The sequence below is a fragment of the uncultured Cetobacterium sp. genome (assembly GCF_947039425.1).
Taxonomy (GTDB): domain Bacteria; phylum Fusobacteriota; class Fusobacteriia; order Fusobacteriales; family Fusobacteriaceae; genus Cetobacterium_A.
Genome location: NZ_CAMQYW010000177.1, coordinates 1 through 4,124 on the forward strand (window position 1 = coordinate 1; position 4,124 = coordinate 4,124).

The window sequence follows — 4,124 nt, forward strand, 5'->3', positions numbered from 1 at the left end:
TAATTACTGTATCTACATCCATTATAAATTCAGATCCTTCAACTTCTATGAACTTAGCTCTTCCCGATTCATCCTTTTCTCCAAGAGCTGTTCTTACACATCTCATTCCAGTAACATTTCCTTCTGAATCTCCTAAAATTTCTTTAGGAAGTGTTAAATCATCAACAATTACTCCCTCTTCTATAGCATGATGAACTTCCTCAAGTCTTGCAGGAAACTCTTTCACTCCACGTCTATAAACTATATGAGATTCTGCCCCTAATCTTCTAGCTGTTCTAACAGCATCCATAGCAACGTTTCCACCACCAATAACTGCTACTTTTTTAGAATCTTTAACTGGTGTTTCATATTCAGGTAAATAAGCTTTCATTAGATTTACTCTTGTTAAGAATTCATTGGCAGATAAAACTCCATTTAAGTTTTCTCCAGGAATTCCCATAAATCTAGGTAATCCAGCTCCACTTCCAATAAATACAGCTTCATAACCTTCTTCTTTAATTAATTCATCTATTGTTATAGTTTTTCCAATTACAAAGTTTGTTATAAATTCAACACCTAATTTTTTTAACTCATTTAATTCTTTCTTTACAATTTTATCTTTTGGTAGTCTAAACTCAGGAATTCCATAAGTTAATACTCCACCAAGTTCATGTAATGCCTCATATACAACAACTTTATACCCTAATTTTGCTAAGTCTCCTGCTGCTGTTACTCCTGCTGGCCCACTTCCTATTACTGCTACTTTATGGCCTGTTTGTTTTGGCATTTCAACTGGGAAATCATTTGCAAGCATATAATCTCCTACAAATTTTTCTAATTTTCCAATTGCTACAGCTTCTCCTTTTATTCCCATAATACACTTTTCTTCACATTGAGTTTCTTGGGGACAAACTCTTCCACAAACAGATGGTAATGCTGTATATCCTTTAAGTATTCTTCCAGCTTTTTCAATATCTCCCTTTTTAATCTCTTGAATAAATTCAGGAATATTTATTGAAACTGGACACCCTTTCATACACAAAGGATTTTTACAATTAATACATCTACTTGCTTCAAGCATAGCTTCCTCAAGAGTATAATTTAAAGTTACCTCTCCAAAATTATGGATTCTCTCTTCTGGAGACTGCTCTTTTATTTTAACTTTTTTCATTCTATCAAAAGCAACTGTTGTTGTTTCTGATGGTTTTTCTTCATGACATCCGCAAGGAATTGGAGAATGATGTGTATCTCCCTCTACTTCTTTTAAGTATGCTCTTCCTTCTTCTGTTTTATAGATTCTTTGTCTTTTCATAGCTTCATCAAAATTAACTAAATGACCATCAAACTCAGGTCCATCTACGCAAGCAAATTTAATTTCATTTCCAATAGATACTCTACATGCTCCACACATTCCTGTTCCATCTATCATTAAAGGATTTAAACTAACTGTTGTTGGAATATTATATTCTTTAGTTTTTAAAGCCACAAATTTCATCATAATCATAGGACCTATTGCTACTACATGATCGTAATGTTTTCCTTGATTTTTTATTAAATCATCAATTACATTTGTAACCAATCCATGAAATCCATAAGACCCATCATCTGTTGCAATATATAAATTTTTAGAAACTGATTTTAATTCATTTTCTAAAATCAAAATCTCTTTTGTTCTTGCTCCAATAATAACATCAGCGTCAATTCCATTTTCTTTCATCCATTTTACTTGAGGGTATATTGGAGCTGTACCTACTCCTCCAGCTACAAATAAATATTTTTTTGTTTTTAATTCTTCTAAATCTTCGTGTAAAAATTCACTTTCTTGACCTAAAGGTCCAATTACATCTCTAAAGTAATCTCCTACCTCTAACTCCCCCATTCTTTTTGTACTTTCCCCAATTACAAAAAATACAATCGTTACAGTCCCAGCTTTTTTATTAAAATCACAGATAGTCAAGGGGATTCTCTCCCCTATCTCATCTATTTTCACTATTAAAAATTGTCCAGGTTTTGCAGCTTTAGAAATGTGAGGAGCTTCTATATCCATTAAACAAATCTCTTTATTTAGCCATTCTTTTTTTACTATTTTGAACATAGATTCCCTCGCTTTTTATTTTTTATGCTAAAAATTCTCCCTCTTTTAACAATTTTCTTGCTAATTCCTCTTTAGATTCATTTACCATTACAATAGGTCCAGTACAACCCATTCCAGCTTCTGAATATACCTCTTTTTCTTTTAAATAAGCAACAGCATTATCTAGTTCCATAATGTCTACTCCAGCTATTTGAGCTGTAACAATCTCTTTTGGAATCTCTTTTACTGTTTGAGCTATAACTTTTTTCTCTTTAATATTTTCTTTTAAGAAATCATTAAAGTTTAATTTATTAAGTTTTTCCTCTTCCTCTTTTAAAACACAATTTATATTTCCTTTTAATGTTTCTGCAGCGTACTCAATAGCACCTCTTACAACATTTGCACCAGAAGCTCTAGAAACTATAAATACTTTATTTTCATAACCAAATCCAATTCCTGGTCCATATCCATATCCAACTACCTCTTCTTTTCCACCATTATTAAAAGATGAGAATAATTTCATTATTATATTTCCAGTTAATGAATCTGTTACAACTACATCACAACTACCCATAATAAGGTCATTTCCTCTTAAGGCTACTCCCCCATCACTTCTTTTTGATTGTCCAAAAGTTAAATCATATCCTTTTTCAACTAATTTTTTTAGTTGCTTTTCAACCTCTTTTGCACCTTCAATATTTAAAATTCCTATAGTAGGATTTTCTATTCCACAAGATTTTGCAACTACTTTTCCATAAACTGTATTTTTTACCATACCCTCTATTTTATTTGTAGAAGTAGTCCCTGTTGTTGTTGCTATAAACATTGACTTTCCTGTTGGAGTAACTACTCTACCAATTGTTGATACTCCTATTGGGAAAGTATAGTGCATAGTTACTACTGCATCTATCTCTTTCTTAAATAAAAGTTCTTCTAATTTATGATGAGCTTCTTCCTCTGTTTGAACTTCTACTATATCTAAATATGTATCCATCTTTGGACCTATTAAAACAACATTTACACCTAATTTTCTTTGATCTTCTTCTGCTGCTTGTATTATATGATCAGTTCCTAACTCACTTCCTAATACAGTAACACCTATATTAAAAGTTTTTCCAAAGTCTTTTTTTTCTAATTCTTTGGCTATATTTAAAAAGGTCTTACCAATAATTTTATTTACATTACTATTCATAAGTCCTCCTACTCCTCTGTGCTTAATATATTTTTTGCAAACTCTCTCATTGCATTAGCTATCATTCTATTAATTTCATCTTCAGATATAGATGCTTTTTCCTCTACTAATCCAGTATTTCTTTCAACAATAAATGAAACACCATCAAATAGATTTGTCATTCTTCCTAAAAATAACGATCCTTTTCCAACGACCATAATTCTATTTAAATCTCCATTTGTTAAATCTTCTATTGCAAATCCACAATAAGGAACTCCTGATGGAATATGTCCTTGAGTTGGTGCCCATCCTTTCATTCCATGATTTTCAATAAATTCCATAATTTGAGTTCTTTCTAACTCTCCTCTTTTTACTCCAATAGCTGCAATCATTTTATAGTTACCTTCAGGTACATCTCCTGCTCCTGCTGGTTTTGTTATATCTGGATTTTGCATCTCAACAGAATATTTATCAATATCTGTTACTTTTAATCCAGCTTTATCTAAAGGAGCACTTACTAATGCTGATATTACAGCTTGAGGAGATGATCCTGTTCCCACAGTATGTTTTCCAATTAAATCTGTTCTTATAACTGGTGATACTCCATCATTTTTAGATACTAATACTGCAAAAGTTCCTAAAACATCTTCAAGAATTGGAAGACCTTTTTTCACATGATCTTTTCCGTTCATTCCCAGTTTAGCTGTTGCTCCACCTGCAACTACAACAATATTTTCATATGTTCCTGCTTTTACTAATGAAGCTGCTGTTATTAAAGCATGAGTTGGAGCAGCACAGAATCCTCTTACGTCACAACCAGTTGCATTTTCAGCACCTGCCATTTCTGCAACAGCTTTTGCAAAGTTTCCTCCACCTCTTTGGTTCATATCTCCACATGCT

General features: G+C 32.2%; 3 protein-coding genes. All 3 read right to left on the reverse strand.

Going from position 1 to position 4,124, the window contains the following annotated elements; translation table 11 throughout:
* Window positions 1–2,074: NADPH-dependent glutamate synthase (gene gltA, locus Q0V09_RS08575; protein WP_297488562.1), on the reverse strand; the 2,074-nt coding region annotated here is incomplete at its 3' end.
* A gap of 22 nt (window positions 2,075–2,096) precedes the next feature.
* Window positions 2,097–3,245 carry a glycine/sarcosine/betaine reductase complex component C subunit alpha gene (grdD, locus tag Q0V09_RS08580; protein WP_297488565.1) on the reverse strand — a complete coding sequence of 383 codons (1,149 nt, stop codon included), beginning with the start codon at window positions 3,243–3,245 and terminating at the stop codon, window positions 2,097–2,099.
* An 8-nt stretch (window positions 3,246–3,253) separates the two neighbouring features.
* Window positions 3,254–4,124 (reverse strand): glycine/sarcosine/betaine reductase complex component C subunit beta (gene grdC / locus Q0V09_RS08585; protein ID WP_297488569.1); only part of this gene is annotated, 871 nt, incomplete at its 5' end.

Coding starts and splice junctions, on each gene's coding strand:
- grdD (WP_297488565.1), bottom strand. CDS start 3,245: ATGAATAGTAATGTAAATAAAATTATTGGTAAGACCTTTTTAAATATA.